The following is a 16,358-nucleotide window of genomic DNA, read 5'->3' as shown; positions in this document are numbered from 1 at the left end:
CATTCAATAATTAAAAAAACAATACACACTAGCAACCTCTTATATTGCACAGAAAAACAAAAGGTGCTACTTTAGTGTTACCTACTATTTTTCAAAGCACCGAGGCTTGCCATGTCCACGACATCACTCAAACTACCCGACGAACTCAAGCAGAAAGCGAGTGCTGCTGCGATGGATTTGGGTGTCACGCCACATGCCTTTATGGTGGAAGCGATTCGTAAAGCGACGCTCGCGGCAGAGAAACAAGCTGCATTTCTCAATGACGCAGAGGCCGCACGTGCTGCAACTTTGAAGTCAGGATTGGGCTATGCGGCGGATGAGGTGCATCAACACTTGCGTGACCGCATTCAGAAAAAAATGGACGCGGCGAGTAAGAAAAAAACTGTCGCGCCTACAAAACTCACTGCCAAACCATGGCGCGCATAATTTATTCACAACGGGCGCTTGATGATCTCGAACGACTCGTTGATTTTTTATTTGACAGTGATCCTAACATCGCTTTACAAACCGTCGATTTAATTCAAGAAGCTATTTCGCTACTGGAGCATCATCCTCTGATTGGTCGCCCTATCAAAAATGAATTACGCGAGTTAGTGATTTCACGTGGCAATACTGGCTACGTTGGGTTATACAGTTTTGAAGAAATCGATGATGTGATTCTTGTTCTGGCAATTCGGCATCACCGCGAAGCTGGCTATCAAGATTAAATTTAGATTGAGACTTTCACCATTCAACATTCTCCTTCCACGCTATCTCACAAATATTCTCATGATCATCAATCACCAAGACCACATCACCGTCGCCCTAGCCCAAATCGCCCCCGTCTGGCTCAACCGCATCGCCACCACCACCAAGATGCTTAATTACGTGCAGCAAGCCGCACAGCAAGGTGCGCGCTTGGTTTGTTTTGGTGAGACTTTATTGCCCGGTTATCCGTTTTGGTTGGATCTGACCGATGGTGCGCGTTTTAATGATGAGGTGCAAAAGGATTTGCATGCGCATTATGTGCAGCAAGGGGTGGATATTGAGGCAGGTGATCTTGATGCATTTTGTGCGGCGGCGAAACAGTATCAGATTGCGATCATGCTCGGCTGTTTGGAGCGTCCGAAAGATCGCACGGGTTATAGCGTGTATTGCTCTTGCGTGTACATCGGCGCTGATGGTGTGATTGGCTCGGTGCATAGAAAATTGATGCCGACTTACGAAGAGCGCCTGACCTGGGCGGCGGGTGATGGACATGGCTTGCGTACGCATGCGCTGGATGGTTTTACTGTAGGTGGTTTGAATTGTTGGGAAAACTGGATGCCTTTATCGCGTGCTGCCTTGTATGCACAAGGAGAAGATTTGCATGTGGGAATTTGGCCTGGCAATTTGCGCAATACCGAAGACCTAACTCGCTTTATTGCGAAGGAAGGCCGTAGTTTTAGTATTGCCGTATCGGGCTTAATGCGCAAGCAGGATTTTCCGGTGGATACTCCGCATCTGGATCTGATTTTGGCGCGTTGCCCCGATGTCTTGGCGAATGGTGGTTCGTGTATCGCTGCGCCAGATGGTAGCTGGGTTGTTGAACCTGTAGTTGATCAAGAGTGTTTATTGATTGCGACTTTGGATAAAAATCACGTTCGGCGTGAACGGCAGAATTTTGATGTTGCTGGACATTATTCTCGACCCGATATTACGCGTTTGGTAGTGAATCGCCAGCGTCAACAGTTGGCTAGTTTTGAGGATTGATTTGGTTTTGTTTAGCGACTTTTCTGTTGTCGCGTGTTCTCGCTTTTGTTCGTCGGCTTGACTACACCACGTTCGGCAAGTTGACGTTCATTTTTCAGATGATTGGCGTTTGTTTGCTTGAATACGTTTGCAATTGCTGAGGCGCCCTCATCCCCTGCCCTTCTCCCGCTTGCGGGAGAAGGGAGTTTAGGACAGTACGAATGCAAAGAATTTCACTCGATTTACTCAGAGGCGCTCGCTAATTTCACGACGCTATCTTGCTGCATGTTTTTTAAAGTTTGGATAGCCGCTTCTAAGCCTGCATCCTTGTTTGCACGCAAATCCATCTTGTTCAAACTCACTTGCTGATCTGGGATCACGCCGACGCGTTCTATGCGTTTGCCATTAACGGGGGCGAAGTCAATTTCGCTATACGCCAAAGCACCGCCGCCTGGTACATTGGCGTAACCCATGTAACCGAGCAAGCAGCCGCAGCTTGTTTCGCCTAAGACTTTGGCGCGACCTATGGCTTGCAAACTGCTGGCGAGAAACTCACTCGCGCTTGCGCTGTCACCATCGACCAAAACGATCACGGGGCCAAGATAAGGATTTTTCACTCCGCGCAATTCAAGCTCTAATTTGCCGATGCTAATTAATCCAAAAAACAAAGCTGGTGGTTTGCCGCTGCGCGTAATGCGTTTACCAATCGGCACGGTTCCTTGCACTAATTGATTCATCATGCCAAGAGAAACACCGAGTGAGCCGCCGCCGTTACCACGTAGATCAATGATTAAACCTTTAGCCTCGCGCACTTTGTCGTAATTGGCTTCAATTTGTTTGCCCAAACTGGCATCAAAACTACTCATGCGGATATAGCCAATCTGCTCATCCAACATTTTGCCGTTGAGACTATCGCTAACTGGCAATTGGGTGCGTTGTAAAACGACATCCATCGTGCTGCCATCATTCCGTTCTATTTGTAGAGCGACGTTATCGGTCGGTGCATCTAAGTCACCGCTATTCAATATGCGTTTCACCGACTTGGCTTGCGCTCGCTCTGAAGAATTTTTACGCACCTTACTCAACTGCAAGCGCCACCAATCATTTGCATCGACGCCTTCAATTTTTAATAGACGATTACCTTTAGTGATGCCTGCTTTCTCGGCGGGAGAATCTTTCGCAACACCCGTCACAATCAATTCGCCTTGCAATTCTGCGACGCCTAAACCAATGGTGTAAGCGGCTTTATCTTTAAAATAAGCATATTGTTTTGCTGAGAGCACACGGGTATGCGCGTCACCAAGTTCGCCTACCATGTTATCTAAACTTTTCCAAAATGCTTCATCACTTGGCGCGCTAAAAATGCGTGGTTGATATTCGTCTCCGACTTTTTTCCAATCCACACCATTCAAGTTCGGATCAACATAAGCCTCATTCACGCGGTTCCATACAAAATCATAGGCTCGTTGCTTGGTGTCGCTATCTAGCGCGACGCCTGCCGCAGGGGCATTATTTCCGAACCCACGCGTAAGTACATGATTCGGGTCTATCGCAGCACAGGCAAGCAGCAACTGAATTAGCGCTAAAGACAAGCTCCGTTTCAGCCACAGTTGAATCGTCATTTTTTGCATGCACTACTCACTTTCTTGATTAAATGAATCAAAATGAATTAATTAGGGGTTACAGTGGGATTACAGTATGGTAGGCGCATTCTAACTTTTCAAGCCAGTAATTACCACGGCAAGCGCTCTCCTTTGTAGCTCAAAAAGCTCCCGTGATCTTCGGCTTGTAGGCGATCGATCACCTCTAACATTTCTTGCGCTGCTTGCTCGGCGGATCGACCAATCTCTGCACCACGAAAAGGTTGGGATAATGCCGAGTTGACTGTACCAGGATGCAGCGCAAAGACGATCGCGTTGGGCTGGGTTCGCTTAATTTCTATCGCGGCGGTTTTGATCATCATATTTAATGCCGCTTTCGATGCGCGATAGCTATACCAACCACCGAGGCGATTGTCTTCTATGCTACCTACTTTCGCCGAAAGCAGCGCGAATACACCGCGCTGTTTATCGAGCAGCTTGGAAAAATGTCGCAGTACAATTGCAGGGCCAAAAGTATTCACCATAAAGGTCGCTTGCATTTGCGCCATGTTCAAGTCGCCTAATTTTTTCTCGGGCATAAATTCTTGCTGATGCAAAATACCAGCAGCGTGAATAATCAAATGAAACGGTCCTTGTGCTTTGATCTGTTCTGCCGCGTTTTGTATGCTGGCCTCATCAGTTAAATCGATTGCGGGATCTGAGTGTCGATGCAATGCGACGCCCTCCGCGCAGCGTGGATTTTGCTGCAAGGCACTGACAAATGCTGCACCGATTGCACCGCTCGCACCGATCACGCATGCGCGAAATTGTTCTGGGAAAGAGTGACATTGCATAGGATGGGCCTCTGTCGAAATAAAAACTAAATTATTTGGGGATGCTTACTTGGAATTCCGCCCGTTCAAGGGACATGCATCTAAACAAGTCGGAGTTCCAATAACACTCCCTCTCCCGCAAGCGGGAGAGGGTTGGGGTGAGGGAGATTAACAAGCGAAAACAACGTATCGACTACATATGCTCTAAATACAGAACGCGGCATTTAAATATGTATTTCGTCAATCTGAACTGCCCTCATCCCAGCCGTCTCCCGCTTGCGGGAGAAGGAGTGACCAACCAAATCTGAACATATATAAATACCTATACCCTAAAAAGGAAGAAATAAAACTAGCGCTTTAGTTTGTAGGGCGGGTGCAACCCGCGCCGCACATACACCGATCACGGTTGCACCACGTTTCGACCGCGCGGGTTGCACCCGCCCTACATAAAACACACATCAAAGCCAACCTTGCTTCCAGCGTTCGGCATCTTGCAATTCTCGCCAAGCGATGATTTGTTTATTACCGGAATAAACTGCTTCCATCTCGATTTCAGTAATCGGTAAACTCAAGTCTTCAGGTTGCAGCACGCGGCTGACCAAACAATGTTTTTGCTTGGCGATTACCTTTACCGCTGTCCATTTCGTCAGCAAAAGCTTTTTGGGATTCAGTTGAACTGGACGATCTCTTATTTGTAATTGCGCTTGATTTGGAGAATGCATTTTTACCTCACTTTTTATAGTCATAGCGCATCGAAATTCTGACGCAAATAAATCGCTCGTTCGCTCAAATCCTGCCTTGCTTCTGCGCTCATTTTTCGTAACTGCGGATACACCATACCGATGCGTGGATTGCTCGCCAATTGTTTTTCATTGCGTGAGAAGAAATCCCAATATAGCGCATTGAACGGACAAGCATTTTCGGTGGTGCGCTGCTTTTTATCGTACTGACAGCCCTTGCAATAATCGCTCATGCGATCAATGTAAGCGGCGCTCGATACATAGGGCTTGGTCGCTAACACACCACCATCAGCGTACTGACTCATGCCCAAAGTATTCGGCAATTCCACCCATTCAAACGCATCGATATACACACCGAGATACCACTCGTGAACACGCTGTGGGTGCAAACCAGCTAGCAGCGAGAAATTGCCGATCACCATTAAGCGTTGAATATGATGTGCATGCGCTTGCTGCAAAGATTGTCCAATCGCATGCGATAGGCAGCGCATCTTGGTCTTGCCGGTCCAAAACCACGTCGGCAATTCAGCTTGATGATCAAACGCATTTTCTTGCGCGTAATCGGGCATGAAATGCCAATACACGCCACGCACATATTCCCGCCAACCGAGGATTTGTCGAATGTATCCCTCGGCGGCGGCAATCGATACTTCGCCACGTGAGTACGCCGCTTCTACCGCGGCAATCACCTCGCGCGGGCTTAGCATCTTGACGTTTAATGCGAACGACAACAGCGAGTGAAATAAACGCCATGCCTTGCTACTCATCGCATCTTGAAAATCACCAAAATGTGGCAATGCCAAACGCACGAAGGCCTGCAATTGCGTCAAGGCTTCGTCACGGTGTAAAGGCCATGCAAATTCGCTGGCATTGGGTTCGCCAAAACTTTTCACGCCCGCATTTTGTATCGTCTCCCACAAGGCACTGTGATCGTGGCGTGGTCGAAAATCTTCTGGTTCCCACGGCAATCCTGACCATGCTTTACGATTATCGTGATCAAAATTCCATGCACCGCCAGTGGGATCTTGCCCCGTCATCAACACCTGATATTTGACCCGCATTTGTCGATAGAAATGTTCCATCAACCATTTCTTGCGACCTTCAAAAATCTTTCCCGCTTCTTCTCTCTGCGTTAGAAAGTGTTCGCTATCAAACATATAGCAACGCAAGGCCGTGGTTTGCGCAAATATCTGTAACTGTTGATCCAAACGATATTCATCAGGCGCTTGATATTGAAATTCTTGCGCTTGCACCATTTGCGCTAGTTTCTCAATATTGGCTGGAATCGCATGCAGATTGTCTGGATCATCTATCGTCAAGAAATGCACACGATGTCCTGCCAACTGCAAACGGCGCGCAAATTCACGCATGCCAGCAAAGATCGCGATGATCTTTTGCGCATGATGCAGCACATAATCCGTCTCTTGACGCACCTCCATCATCACGTACAACACATCGTCTTGCTGATGCGCAAACCAACTATGTTGTGAATTTAACTGATCACCTAAGATCAGGCGCAAGGTATGCGCGGGTTGCTGATTGTTGTTCATGATTTGGTTTACCGTGAGTTCCAAAGTGTTCGATAACTTCCGTCTGCATCATGCTGTTTTGCTTGCTTCTTCGGATCAAACCAACGCCCGCCTAAATAGCCGCGAGGATCGGTTCCTAAACCCGCCAAGTACAAGCAATTTCCTTGGTTGCTGTACACATCGTAATCAAGCAATTGCGATTCAAACCAAGCAGCAGCAACGCGCCAATCACCACCTAACTCATGCAGCCAATAACTGATGACTTGCTGACGCAGGCGATTCGATAAATACCCAGTACTGGTCAGCTCACGCATGGCAGCATCAATCAAAGACTCACCCGTCATCGATTGCGTCCACGCTTGAAATTTTTGCGCATCAAAAGCAGGCAAATCGACGGGTAGTTTTGATAAACCGCTGGCACGATACAGCCGCACGCCGTACTTGCAATGCAAATAGCGAAAATAATCACGCCACAGCAATTCAAACCAAATCCAATAAGTGCTGTCGCTTTGTCCTTTCTCCGCTTCAAACTCGCGCAATGCAGCCATCACTTGCGGTGCCGAAAGCGCACCACTCGCCAGCCATGGCGAGAACTTGGTCGAAAAGCGCGTACCCTGTAATTGATTACGTGTTTGTTTATAAGAATGTGGCAACTCAGAAGAGAAGTAGTTTTTTAGATGCGCATGTGCAGCACGACTGCCGCCGCGAAACTCGGGCAAGAAATAGGGGAAGGAACTGCGCACATCGTGAATATCATGCATGACCTGAGTATCAACATCGTCAAGGGCGTCAAGTTGAGGCTGGCTTTGCTTACTCAAATGCACAGAAAATTTTTCTAATGTGGCGTCACGCAATGCGAACGATGCAGAGAGTGCACATGATACTACTTGGCGTATCGGATATGCCGCGTGTTCTATCTTGTGTCGAAATGCCGTGAACTGATCTGGCATCTGCGTTATGTCGAAATCGAACGATGTCGGATCGTACATTGTCGATTGCCATACTGCTTGCACATCGATCTGCAATGCCCGCACAGCATCTACCTGCGCGCGCTCTTCTGGTGCCGCGATATCTTCGCAAAAGAAGGTCTGAAGCGTATACGTTTGCGCGAGTGCCGCCAAAAATGCTGATTGCGCGCTTAGTTCTCCTTCCAATTCCATCAATTCAAATCCAAACTGCTGCAACTGCTCGCGTAAATCTAACAAACTATCGCGCAAAAAATATCGACGATGAGCCGATAAACGCGCAAAACCCCACTGCGTTTGTTCGACATGCAAAGTGCCTTGCGCAGAGGTGTGACAAAACAGCGGAAGCAATTGCGCTCCCGTACGCTGCGCGTATGCACAGGCAGCATTTAATGCCGGATTATCTTCAACTCGAAGATCATTTCGAAACCAATAAACAACTAGTTTTTTCATATGTGCTTTACCGAGGCGATTGCAGAATTGCTAGTTAAATTTTTCACCGATGCGCTAGGCCGTGCTCGACGACAACGCTCAGAGCAATACTTGACTGAAGCCCAGTCTTTTTCCCACTTCTTACGCCAAGCAAAAGATAAACCACAGACTTCACATAGCTTGCTTGGTAAATCCGATTTTTTACGCATTTTCATGACGCGCTTTCTCGAGAATATTCAATTTCAATACTGAATGCCCTCTGCCTGCGCGACGCGCACTAAAGCTTGCTCTAACGCAGAACGTGCATGCGCCGCTGTGTAATGCAAATCGCGATGCAGACTTGCGTCTTCTTCGTTACGGTTCTCACATTGCGCGCTGTAGCGTTCAAAACTGGTCAGCATTTGCAGCAAGTCGACTAGATGACGAGGACATTCGCAGTGAATACTCGTGGCAAATTTGGCGATGTGCGTTAAGTGTTCATCATCGAGCAAACGCGCTGGGATTAAATTGCTTTTCTTATTTCGAGCGGCATCAACTGGTCGCATGCCATTTTTCTTCACGCGGCCCATGCGCCCCTGTTGCTCGGCGAGCGTCAGTGCGCGCGCCATTGCAACGCGGCATAGATGGTCTATTTCGAGCATGTCAGCGGGAATGCGTGCAACATGAAAACCTGCAAGTCGCAATTGACGAATCGCGTCACTTGATGCAAATCGATACAGAATAAGTACCGCTGTTGCCTGACAAGCTTGTTGAGCTAATCCTAAGAGTGGAATTTGTTCTTCTGGTGCAGTCAATTCACCTTGTTCGACTACCATCACATCGACTTTGACATCCTTCAACTGCATCGGTGCTTGTTTCAAATTGAAGGCAGTTTGCACCAAGCTCAATTTGCTTTGATCTGGATCTAGATTAATCAAAGATTGGCGCAACATCACGCCGACCAACGCAATTCTCAACATACCATTACTGAGTTGTACTTGCGATTTTGCCGCAGGCAAATTTGCCACCGCGCTTAACATCGCCAGTAACTGTTGCAAATCAAGATGCGCCACCGCACCAATCGAATTGCCGGCATCAACCAATTGCTTGATCAGACCCAAACGCCGCACATCCTCAAATGAATACTGCCGCTGACCACGTTCTGAGCGACTTGGGTCTGTCACGCCATAGCGCCGCTCCCACACACGTAAAGTCTCCACAGGAACACCTGACAAACGCGCTGCAGCACCACTGCGATAAGTGGCATTCGCCTCATTGGCGGCCGACTTTACTGTTTGATTATTCATAGTTCACCCACTTTTTTAGCAAATTGATCGAAAAAGAACTGATTCAAGAAATGACAAAATACCGGACAAGAACCGATATTGAACCGAATAAAATCATCATAACACAAGTTTTAACGGTTCACTTATTGGACATCATTTCCGTTTTGGACTACTCTATATCAAACAGGATAAGTCAATAATTCATTATCAAAAATCTCACGCAACTTCGCAGCGATAACAATGACAGCAATGAAAAACGCGCCAATACAAATAAATATGCACTACGAAAAACAAGCAGCAAAGCCAATTTGCACAGTTTATTTCGATGGTACATGTCCCTTGTGTGCGAAAGAAATCGCCACCTACCAAACATGGCGAGGCGCTGACAAAATTGAATGGATAGATGCAAGCCGCTGCGAAGAAATCGAGCTAGGAACACAACTCAATCGACAACAAGCGCTCAACAAATTGCATGCACGTGATGAAACGGGACAACTTGTATCAGGAGCGGCTGCATTTATTTTGATGTGGCGACAATTGCCTGCCCTTCAATGGGCCACGCCCTTACTCGAAAGGCGCTGGGTAATTGCTTTGTTAGATAATTTGTACCACGTCTTTCTAAAGTTTCGACCGCTTTGGCGCAAGCCAGTTGGCGAAAAAATTGATCGCCAATTTTGATCAACTAAGCAGTACCGAGAATCAAATCAATTAACTACATTATCTAAAAAGGAATTCATGATGAAATCACGTCGTCAATTTTTAATTCAAGCCGTTCCCGCTGCCTTAGGTTTGGGAGCCGCACTCAAGGTCAATGCTCAAGCAAATCGCGCCGATGAAGCAGCGCCCGGTTCAGTTGCTCTTGGCTATAAACATGACGCAAGTAAAGTGGACGCCAAAAAATTTCCTGCGTATGCGGCTGGAAAAAATTGCGCTAACTGCATGTTGTATCAAGGTAAAGCAACAGACGCATGGGCAGATTGTGCCGCCTTAGGTAACAAGCAAGTCTCTGCAAAAGGCTGGTGCATGGCATGGACAAAGAAAGCCTAAACCATGACGTCAACAATTTATCAAGCGGCTATGAACAACGCTACCGTCGATCAAGCTACCATCGATAGAGTGATACAAATGGCGTGGGAAGATCGCACCACTTTCGACGCCATCCAACGCCAATTTGGCTTGAACGAAAGTGCAGTGATTCGACTAATGCGTAAGTCGATGAAAGCATCGAGCTTCAAAATGTGGCGTAGCCGCGTGGCTGGACGCAAAACAAAACATCAAGCTTTGCGCAGCGATGAGGTAAAGCGATTTAAATCGCGTGATCAGAAGAATCGGGATTTTTGAACCAAATTTCTTAGAGCCCGATTTTCAACATGAGAATTTAGAAATCAAACCCCAGCTGCGGCGCTTGCTCGATATCACTGGTCGAACCGGCGTCTTGCTGTTTTACTCGTTTAGTCGATTTTCCTACGCGCTTTGCACTTCCTGCGCTGCGTAATTTAGGTGCGCTACGTGTATTACGTGACCCGTGTTTCTTTACTACCGCTGATTTCGCTGCCCTCACTTCCGCTTGTCCACGCACTGCAAATAGTTTTGCTTTTGCTTCACGTGTCGCGACATCTAGATCAACTACGGGAATAGGAATTTCTCGTCCAAGCTGTATGCCGCATGCAGCTTGGACATCTGCTGGCATAGTCCAAGGTTCAAACAAAAACAAATCAGGTACTTTACGCATCGCCGGCAACCAGCGTCGCACAAAGATGCCTTTCGGATCATGATCATGCGCTTGTTTAATTGGGTTATATACGCGTGGCACATTGATACCTGTAGTACCCGCTTGCATTTGCATTTGGCTCCAATGTATACCCGGCTCATAGTCGATAAATTGCGTCGCCAACCAAGTACCAACCCGCCGCCAATCTAACCACAACGGATAGGACGCGACGGAGACCAACATCGCGCGCATACGAAAATTAATCCAGCCAGTCTCACGTAACATGGCGATACAGGCATCGACCATAGGCCAACCTGTACGACCTTGAATGAGTGCTTGAAAATGGGCTTCATTCCAATCCTGCTCGCGCAAACCATCGTAACCACGATGCATATTTTGATATTCAATCTCGGGTTCTGATTCCAATTTTTGAATGAAGTGGCAATGCCAGTACAGCCGGCTAATAAAAGCATTTAGACCCTGCTTCATTCGTCCCGCGGATGGATGAAGCGACATGACCGCATCCTCATGCAGTTGCTCCATACGCTGTACCGTCGCATGCACGACTTCACGCAAGCTTAAACAGCCAAACGTCAAATAAGGTGACAGCCTAGAACAAGCATCTGGCGCTGATAAGGGAGAGGAAATTCCACCACGATAATAGGCACTACGTTCAAGTAAGAAAGACGACAATACAGCAAGACCCGCTTGACGCCCACCGCGCTGCCGACGTGGCGTATCAGCTTGGTGCAAATGAAGTCGATCAGCAGAAGGCGGCAACGCATCTTGCCACGGCATATCCACGAACTGCAATTGTGCCGGCACAGGCAAGCAATTTTGCTCAACGTGAGCGTCCCAACTTGCCTTCCAATGATCACGATCAGCCAAACGCCGCACCACGCCAAATTGTCGGAACTCTAACCAATTAATTTGTTGAGTACGACACCATCGCCCAACCGCCAAATCACGTTGATAAGTCCAAGCATTACCCGTTTCTTCATGCGCATACAAACTGTGAAAAGGCGCTCGTTCATGCAAAGCCTGTAACACTTCCAACATATCGCCAGTCACGACCTGCAAACGACCGCCGTGCTGTTTCAATTCCACATAGAGATCACGCAAACTCTCTAGGATGAACTCAAAATGCTGGCGCGCTGCATCCGCTTGCTGCCACAGGTCTGGTTCGACAACATATAAACAAAGGATAGGGCCGCGTGATGCCGCCTCAAACAAAGCGGCATGATCATGCAAGCGCAAATCGCGTTTGAACCAAACAACGCTGTAAGACATAGATAAAAAGCGAAAAGAAATTGAGGTTCTTAGTATTCCAGATCGCTATCAGCGTCGCCTCAAGAAATGCGGGTCAAGCTGCACTAGTACTCATACCGGACAATTTTTTATCCCTTATACGGAAAATAACGATCTCGTAAGCGCATGAACGGTGTCTCGACGAATCGATACAATACATACGCTGCTAACAAACTCACTGCAAACATCGCAGCAATTCCCAGCGCTGATTTCACCGAAATATCCCAAGCTTGGAATGGACGTAGCAAAGCATTCATTAGCGGTTTATGCACTAAATACAGTGCATACGACCACAGCGCTAAAACAGATGCGCCGTGGATGCGCAACCGATATAGATAAGAATTGGGACTTAATCCCGCCAAAGTCAATAGCGCAAATCCACAAGCTAAAATGCTATAGACAAAGGTCGTAGTGAACCACAAAAAGCCCTGCCCTTCGACAAAACTAAAGTGAGTGAACAACACCATCGCCAGCGCAGTCGTTACCACGCCCGCGATGAAACTATGGTGACCGTACCTAAGTGAGCGGGTCCAAATCGGCGAATGAAAATTCTTCAACATAGCCAATGCCACGCCGGGTAGCAACTCATCAAAGCGACACCAAGTTGAATAGTAAATGTGGATGTAGTACTGGATATAGTCATCACCAACTTGCTGCCACATCCAATAACGCATGCCTGCAGCCGCGGCCATTGCTAACAACAAGACGGACCACATGGCGCGAACCGATTTTAAGGTCGCAATCGTAACAATCGCTATCAAAGGCAAGACGATATAAAACTGTTCTTCGATACTCAGCGACCACGCATGCGAAAATGCCGAGCCCGGTTTTAAATCAAAATTTTGTGTGAAGGTAAGAAACTTCCAAAGTGGCGTTACTGCGTTACCTCCTGCTTCGACCGGAAACAGAAAATAGATCGCCAGCACCACATAGAAATTCGGTAATGTTCGCAATGCGCGGCGGATATAAAAGGTCTTGAGCGAAAATCCCTGCTCACCTTTTAGACCTGCAAATATTTGATTACCGATCAAATAGCCACTCAAGACAAAAAACAAATCGACCCCAACCCAACCGATTTCACTCAGAAAACCAAAGCTAGGCTCATGGCTGACAAATACCATGTAGTGATACATCAAAACCAACAGGATCGCGCAGGCACGCAGGGTATCGAGGCCGTTGATACGTGAATTGATCGATAAGGATTGCATAAATATGTCGCTGAAGAAGGACTCGTGATTATGCGACAACAGCTATCAAAATGAATCGTGTTTTAAACGATTTATTTCTGTGATTTATTTAAGCGGCCTCTACAAACCACAAGTCATCGACAGCGCAAAAGTTAACAACGAAGAATACATAAATAACTTAAACGATCATTCTCTAAAGTAAACTTTAAACATCAATAAAAAACAATTACTTGCCAAAAGCATCAGTCTAAAATCTTCTAACTAAGTCGTTCAACAATATTTAATCTTCTTTAATCCAAAATTGCAAAAAACTCTATTGAAAAAAAGAGGCTAGCTGGTATATTGCGCGACTTTCGAAAAATATACCGCTTATTACTTAAGCAGGGAATTTCTTCTAAAAGCCCCAATACATCTTCAGATTCGAAAACAACTAGCGATCTGTATTTGCGCATCTTTATTCACTGGTCACCAATTTGACCAAAAAAATTTAGTTTGGCTCATTCATTAGTCATTTGTAGAAACGGCTAATGATTGCGCATTTATGAACTTTGATGCTCGAAATATCATCCGATAACCAGTCACAAAGAAAACTTGATCATGAAAAAAACAAAATTTGGCCTCAATATTTTTCAAAAACTATTGTTGGTTTTATTGCTTGTATCGCTGATTCCCCTAGTCAGCCTTTGGTATATCAATGCAAAGCAAGCCCGTAGCGATATGGATAACTATATCTCACAGACGATGATATCAACTGCAGATACGATTGAAATGGGCGTCAATGCATGGGATAGCATGAACATTCGCGCCTTACGCCAAGTCTCACGCATAGACGACATGACTTCTATGCAAGCAGAAAAACAAAATCCCATATTAAAAGCATTGACCGAGACTTATGAGTATTCATTTTTAACTTTAACGATAGGCCTAAATGGTGACAATATTGGGCGAAGTGACGACAAATCTCAGAATTACTACGGCGACCGTAGCTATGTTCAAGCCATCTTAAAGGGGGCAAAGATTGGTCGCGAAGTATTGTTAAGTAAAACCACAGGAAAACCATCCTACGTTTTGGCTGAACCGATCCGCAAAAACACAGGCGAACTTGCTGGCGTCATCGCCATGGTAATGAATTTGACCGATGTATCGAAAACGATCGTTGATACCAAGCTTGGTGAAACCGGCCACGCAATTTTGTTAGATCAACACAATAAAGTTATTGCGCATGGGCGTGCCGACAAGGTAAAGACTGCATTGCAAGATTTCAGCAATCATCCAGCCATTGCGTTAGATGAAGCGAGCGTCAAACCAACATCGTATAAAGATGGCGACAAAAATGTTTTGGCATTCAAACGCAAATTGCCACAAGGTTGGACACTCATCGTTGAGCAAGACTACGATGAAGCATATAGCTCAATCAAAAAAATGGAAGCAGAAGCACGTAATTTGATCTTGATCACCATTGCATTAGTATTCGGTATTGCTTTTGTAGTTGGTAAACAATTGACACGGCCGATCAATGAATTGACTACAATCGCTTCAGAATTAAGTCGCGGTCAATTTGATTTAGAAATGCCGCAAACTCAGCGTGGCGATGAAATTGGCGCTTTAGCCTTAGCGATCGAACGCATGGGCATTAGCGTAAAAATGGCGATGGATCGCTTACGTAAGAAAAGTGCTGAATAAGGGGGTGCACAATGAATCAGCAGAGCTTTAGCCCTTTCTTCGAGATCATCGACGACATCAAACAATTGTGTGAACAGGGTCGAACAGGGACAATTTTTCTCGTCAGCGATAATAATCGTATGGCACAAGTATTTTTAGAGAATGGGAATATCGCCTCGATTTTATGCCGAGGACAGCGCGGACAAGAGGCACTAAATAGCTTAAGCAATATGCAAAGTGTGCGACTACGCTTCGATGATACGATCAAGATCGCACCAAACCGAGATGGGCTTTCAAATCAAACTGTTTTTGAGACCTTGTTAAAGGCTGCGGGCAAATTATCAGGTATCTCTGCAAGCGTCACGGCGAAGATGGCTGCACCAGCGGCACCTACAACGCCATCAGTCGCTAGCCCAGCAAGTTTTAGCATTAACGCAGATACCAAAAAGTTAGTACAAGATACGTTGACAATCTATATTGGTCCATTTGCAGAAATCGTATGTCAAGATCACTTTGATAAAGCTATTAACTTACGTGGGCTCATTGAGCAACTAGCTGGAGAAATTCCTAATGAAACTAGCGCAAATCAATTTCGTTCTGAATTGTTGAAAAAACTCAAACTTTGAACGAGTTAATCTCAGAGAAAAAATGTATTAAGTAATAAAAAAGGGAAATGTGCAAAAGTCGCATTTCCCTTTTTTCTATGTACACGCCAAACGAAGTATCGTTGATGGCAGTAGTAACCGAGACTTACTGATAACGAGCCAAGCTGCGCTCCAAATGCGGCGCCAACATTTGTGGTGAATTGATCGACATACCAAGCTCATTTAACAAGCCATCTTGAATGCCATATACCCAACCGTGCACTTCAACTGATTGACCTCGCTCCCAAGCATCTTGAATGATTGTCGTTTGGCAGACGTTCACCACTTGCTCGATCACATTCAACTCACACAAGCGATCGACACGTACTTTCTCAGGCAGCACTTCACCTAAATATTTTTCATGTTTTTGGTGCACATCTTGTACATGGCGTAACCAGTTATCAGCCAAACCCACACGACGACCAGTCAAAGCCGCTTGCACACCGCCGCAACCATAATGGCCGCAAACAATAATATGTTTTACCTTTAGTACATCTACCGCAAATTGCAATACCGACAGACAGTTCAAATCGGAATGAACAACTAAGTTAGCAATATTACGATGTACGAATAACTCACCAGGCAATAAACCCAACAATTCATTCGCGGGAACACGGCTATCTGCACAACCTATCCACAGATATTCAGGGCTTTGTTGTTCTGCAAGTTTTTTAAAAAAATTAGCATCGCGGCTCAGAATCTCTGCAGCCCAATCACGATTATTTTCAAATAATTGATCCGGAGTAACGCTTCCGCGTATAACTTCTCTCATATTCTTCCCTCTTTATTTTT

At 46.1% G+C, this 16,358-nt stretch carries 18 protein-coding genes; 8 read left to right on the top strand and 10 right to left on the bottom strand.

Going from position 1 to position 16,358, the window contains the following annotated elements; genetic code table 11:
* The first annotated feature begins 111 nt into the window (after positions 1–111).
* The 3 genes from KDM92_RS10515 (at position 112) to KDM92_RS10505 (ending at position 1,731) form a co-directional block, all read left to right on the top strand.
* Entirely contained in the window at positions 112–426 is a 315-nt protein-coding gene (locus KDM92_RS10515) for a hypothetical protein (protein ID WP_212684300.1), read from the top strand.
* A complete protein-coding gene (locus tag KDM92_RS10510) occupies positions 414–707 on the top strand; it encodes a type II toxin-antitoxin system RelE/ParE family toxin (protein WP_212684299.1) in 294 nt (97 codons plus the stop codon). Before KDM92_RS10515 ends, KDM92_RS10510 begins: the two co-directional genes overlap by 13 nt.
* Positions 708–768: 61 nt before the next feature.
* Positions 769–1,731, top strand: a complete 963-nt coding sequence (locus KDM92_RS10505) for a carbon-nitrogen hydrolase family protein (RefSeq protein ID WP_212684298.1) — start codon at positions 769–771, stop codon at positions 1,729–1,731.
* A 221-nt stretch (positions 1,732–1,952) separates the two neighbouring features.
* On the opposite strand, the gene KDM92_RS10500 is transcribed toward KDM92_RS10505, so the two are convergent.
* The 7 genes from KDM92_RS10500 to KDM92_RS10470 all read right to left on the bottom strand — a co-directional run bounded on the left by KDM92_RS10500 (position 1,953) and on the right by KDM92_RS10470 (position 9,075).
* On the bottom strand, positions 1,953–3,341 hold the full coding sequence (locus KDM92_RS10500) for a S41 family peptidase (RefSeq protein ID WP_212684297.1): 1,389 nt from the start codon (positions 3,339–3,341) through the stop codon (positions 1,953–1,955).
* 101 nt (positions 3,342–3,442) lie between these two features.
* Positions 3,443–4,144, bottom strand: coding sequence for an SDR family NAD(P)-dependent oxidoreductase (locus KDM92_RS10495; RefSeq protein ID WP_212684296.1), 702 nt, complete (start codon positions 4,142–4,144; stop codon positions 3,443–3,445).
* A gap of 437 nt (positions 4,145–4,581) precedes the next feature.
* On the bottom strand, positions 4,582–4,845 hold the full coding sequence (locus KDM92_RS10490; protein ID WP_212684295.1) for a TIGR02450 family Trp-rich protein: 264 nt from the start codon (positions 4,843–4,845) through the stop codon (positions 4,582–4,584).
* Between the two features lie 20 nt (positions 4,846–4,865).
* A complete protein-coding gene (locus tag KDM92_RS10485) occupies positions 4,866–6,413 on the bottom strand; it encodes a cryptochrome/photolyase family protein (RefSeq protein ID WP_212684294.1) in 1,548 nt (515 codons plus the stop codon).
* Positions 6,414–6,421: 8 nt separating this feature from the next.
* Entirely contained in the window at positions 6,422–7,810 is a 1,389-nt protein-coding gene (locus KDM92_RS10480) for a DASH family cryptochrome (protein ID WP_212684293.1), read from the bottom strand.
* Complete coding sequence (locus KDM92_RS10475) at positions 7,807–8,004, bottom strand: DUF2256 domain-containing protein (RefSeq protein WP_212684292.1); 198 nt, start codon at positions 8,002–8,004, stop codon at positions 7,807–7,809. Before KDM92_RS10475 ends, KDM92_RS10480 begins: the two co-directional genes overlap by 4 nt.
* A 27-nt stretch (positions 8,005–8,031) precedes the next feature.
* Positions 8,032–9,075 carry a MerR family transcriptional regulator gene (locus KDM92_RS10470; protein WP_212684291.1) on the bottom strand — a complete coding sequence of 348 codons (1,044 nt, stop codon included), beginning with the start codon at positions 9,073–9,075 and terminating at the stop codon, positions 8,032–8,034.
* 255 nt (positions 9,076–9,330) lie between these two features.
* On the opposite strand from KDM92_RS10470, the gene KDM92_RS10465 reads away from it, so the two are divergent.
* Genes KDM92_RS10465 through KDM92_RS10455 form a run of 3 tightly spaced genes read left to right on the top strand, consistent with a single transcriptional unit; the run spans position 9,331 to position 10,395 of the window.
* Complete coding sequence (locus tag KDM92_RS10465) at positions 9,331–9,732, top strand: thiol-disulfide oxidoreductase DCC family protein (RefSeq protein ID WP_212684290.1); 402 nt, start codon at positions 9,331–9,333, stop codon at positions 9,730–9,732.
* 57 nt (positions 9,733–9,789) lie between these two features.
* Positions 9,790–10,101 carry a high-potential iron-sulfur protein gene (locus tag KDM92_RS10460; RefSeq protein WP_212684289.1) on the top strand — a complete coding sequence of 104 codons (312 nt, stop codon included), beginning with the start codon at positions 9,790–9,792 and terminating at the stop codon, positions 10,099–10,101.
* 3 nt (positions 10,102–10,104) lie between these two features.
* The gene (locus KDM92_RS10455; protein ID WP_268973000.1) at positions 10,105–10,395 is read left to right on the top strand and encodes a TIGR03643 family protein; all 291 of its coding nucleotides are present in this window, start codon (positions 10,105–10,107) and stop codon (positions 10,393–10,395) included.
* A gap of 37 nt (positions 10,396–10,432) precedes the next feature.
* Here the strand turns inward: KDM92_RS10455 and KDM92_RS10450 are convergent, their stop codons facing one another.
* Both KDM92_RS10450 and KDM92_RS10445 read right to left on the bottom strand, forming a co-directional pair.
* Entirely contained in the window at positions 10,433–12,055 is a 1,623-nt protein-coding gene (locus tag KDM92_RS10450; RefSeq protein ID WP_212684288.1) for an FAD-binding domain-containing protein, read from the bottom strand.
* 107 nt (positions 12,056–12,162) lie between these two features.
* A complete protein-coding gene (locus tag KDM92_RS10445; protein WP_212684287.1) occupies positions 12,163–13,281 on the bottom strand; it encodes an acyltransferase family protein in 1,119 nt (372 codons plus the stop codon).
* 576 nt (positions 13,282–13,857) lie between these two features.
* On the opposite strand from KDM92_RS10445, the gene KDM92_RS10440 reads away from it, so the two are divergent.
* Together KDM92_RS10440 and KDM92_RS10435 are read left to right on the top strand one after the other, a co-directional pair.
* Positions 13,858–14,943, top strand: coding sequence for a HAMP domain-containing protein (locus KDM92_RS10440; RefSeq protein WP_212684286.1), 1,086 nt, complete (start codon positions 13,858–13,860; stop codon positions 14,941–14,943).
* A gap of 11 nt (positions 14,944–14,954) precedes the next feature.
* Complete coding sequence (locus tag KDM92_RS10435; protein WP_212684285.1) at positions 14,955–15,548, top strand: DUF4388 domain-containing protein; 594 nt, start codon at positions 14,955–14,957, stop codon at positions 15,546–15,548.
* Positions 15,549–15,672: 124 nt separating this feature from the next.
* On the opposite strand, the gene can is transcribed toward KDM92_RS10435, so the two are convergent.
* Positions 15,673–16,338 carry a carbonate dehydratase gene (gene can, locus KDM92_RS10430; RefSeq protein WP_212684284.1) on the bottom strand — a complete coding sequence of 222 codons (666 nt, stop codon included), beginning with the start codon at positions 16,336–16,338 and terminating at the stop codon, positions 15,673–15,675.
* Positions 16,339–16,358 lie beyond the last annotated feature (20 nt).

Source organism: Affinundibacterium baiyunense (genome assembly GCF_018139645.1).
GTDB lineage: Bacteria > Pseudomonadota > Gammaproteobacteria > Burkholderiales > Burkholderiaceae_D > Undibacterium > Undibacterium baiyunense.
The sequence above is the reverse complement of the archived record's forward strand: the minus strand, read 5'-3'. Positions and strand labels throughout refer to the sequence as shown.

Coding starts and splice junctions, on each gene's coding strand:
- KDM92_RS10475 (WP_212684292.1), bottom strand. CDS start 8,004: ATGAAAATGCGTAAAAAATCGGATTTACCAAGCAAGCTATGTGAAGTC.
- KDM92_RS10490 (WP_212684295.1), bottom strand. CDS start 4,845: ATGCATTCTCCAAATCAAGCGCAATTACAAATAAGAGATCGTCCAGTT.
- KDM92_RS10500 (WP_212684297.1), bottom strand. CDS start 3,341: ATGCAAAAAATGACGATTCAACTGTGGCTGAAACGGAGCTTGTCTTTA.
- KDM92_RS10505 (WP_212684298.1), top strand. CDS start 769: ATGATCATCAATCACCAAGACCACATCACCGTCGCCCTAGCCCAAATC.
- KDM92_RS10495 (WP_212684296.1), bottom strand. CDS start 4,144: ATGCAATGTCACTCTTTCCCAGAACAATTTCGCGCATGCGTGATCGGT.
- KDM92_RS10460 (WP_212684289.1), top strand. CDS start 9,790: ATGATGAAATCACGTCGTCAATTTTTAATTCAAGCCGTTCCCGCTGCC.
- KDM92_RS10510 (WP_212684299.1), top strand. CDS start 414: ATGGCGCGCATAATTTATTCACAACGGGCGCTTGATGATCTCGAACGA.
- KDM92_RS10470 (WP_212684291.1), bottom strand. CDS start 9,075: ATGAATAATCAAACAGTAAAGTCGGCCGCCAATGAGGCGAATGCCACT.
- can (WP_212684284.1), bottom strand. CDS start 16,338: ATGAGAGAAGTTATACGCGGAAGCGTTACTCCGGATCAATTATTTGAA.
- KDM92_RS10455 (WP_268973000.1), top strand. CDS start 10,105: ATGACGTCAACAATTTATCAAGCGGCTATGAACAACGCTACCGTCGAT.
- KDM92_RS10465 (WP_212684290.1), top strand. CDS start 9,331: ATGCACTACGAAAAACAAGCAGCAAAGCCAATTTGCACAGTTTATTTC.
- KDM92_RS10445 (WP_212684287.1), bottom strand. CDS start 13,281: ATGCAATCCTTATCGATCAATTCACGTATCAACGGCCTCGATACCCTG.
- KDM92_RS10480 (WP_212684293.1), bottom strand. CDS start 7,810: ATGAAAAAACTAGTTGTTTATTGGTTTCGAAATGATCTTCGAGTTGAA.
- KDM92_RS10485 (WP_212684294.1), bottom strand. CDS start 6,413: ATGAACAACAATCAGCAACCCGCGCATACCTTGCGCCTGATCTTAGGT.
- KDM92_RS10435 (WP_212684285.1), top strand. CDS start 14,955: ATGAATCAGCAGAGCTTTAGCCCTTTCTTCGAGATCATCGACGACATC.
- KDM92_RS10450 (WP_212684288.1), bottom strand. CDS start 12,055: ATGTCTTACAGCGTTGTTTGGTTCAAACGCGATTTGCGCTTGCATGAT.
- KDM92_RS10515 (WP_212684300.1), top strand. CDS start 112: ATGTCCACGACATCACTCAAACTACCCGACGAACTCAAGCAGAAAGCG.
- KDM92_RS10440 (WP_212684286.1), top strand. CDS start 13,858: ATGAAAAAAACAAAATTTGGCCTCAATATTTTTCAAAAACTATTGTTG.